Genomic DNA, 834 nt, shown 5'->3' on the forward strand with positions numbered 1-834 from the left:
CTCGGGACCGAAGCGTTTTTCGAGCCCGATGATGCCCAGACAGGATCGATAGCCCTGTTCGGGATGGGGCTTTGCCTCGATGACCTTCTCGACCAGCAAGGATAGCATCGGCCCGATCCGGCCTGCCTCCTGCCGGATTTTCGCCAGCGTCCATTCGCCGTAGCGCCGGTGGCTGGATGGCATGTGCTCGGGGACGGTGGTGTGCCGGCCATTGCCGCTGCTGCGCAGGTGCACAGCAATGCGCTCGCCTCCCAGGAAGATCTCGACGGTACTGGCAGTGAACCGGGCTTCGACCTCGCGGCGCGCGAAGCGGTGCGGAACAGAGTAATGATGTCGCTCGATCGCGATATGGTAATCGAGCCCGACGCGGCAGCGACGCCATTCGGCATGAACCCACGGCTCTGCCGGCAGCGGCTTGAGGTTTGGAACATCGACTTCGTTGAACAACTGGCGGCGCGTCTTGCCAAACTGGCGCAGCACGCGCCGGTCATTGAGATCGGCAAGGCACTCGGCGATCGCCGCGTTGACCTCCGCTAGGCTGTAGAAGATTCGGTTACGCAAGCGGCCTAATAGCCAGCGCTCGACGATACCGACGCAGGCTTCGACCTTGGCCTTGTCCCGCGGCTTGCGCGGCCGCGTCGGCAGGATCGCCGTACCATAATGCCGCGCCATGTCGGCGTAGCTGCGGTTCACCTGAGGATCGAAGTGACACGCCTTGATCACCGCCACCTTGGCGTTGTCGGGCACCAGCAACTGGGGAACGCCGCGGAAGAAGGCGAAGGCGGCGTTGTTGCCCGCGATCCAATCGGGAAACTGCTCGGTCCATGTCGCCAG

The 834-nt window shown here is 63.7% G+C and carries 1 protein-coding gene; it reads right to left on the reverse strand.

Features of this window, described 5'->3' with window-relative positions; translation table 11 throughout:
- On the reverse strand, nucleotides 1-834 hold an 834-nt coding region (locus tag ACYPYD_RS28130; protein ID WP_459667077.1), incomplete at both ends, for a Mu transposase domain-containing protein.

Source organism: Novosphingobium sp. 11B, assembly GCF_054589055.1.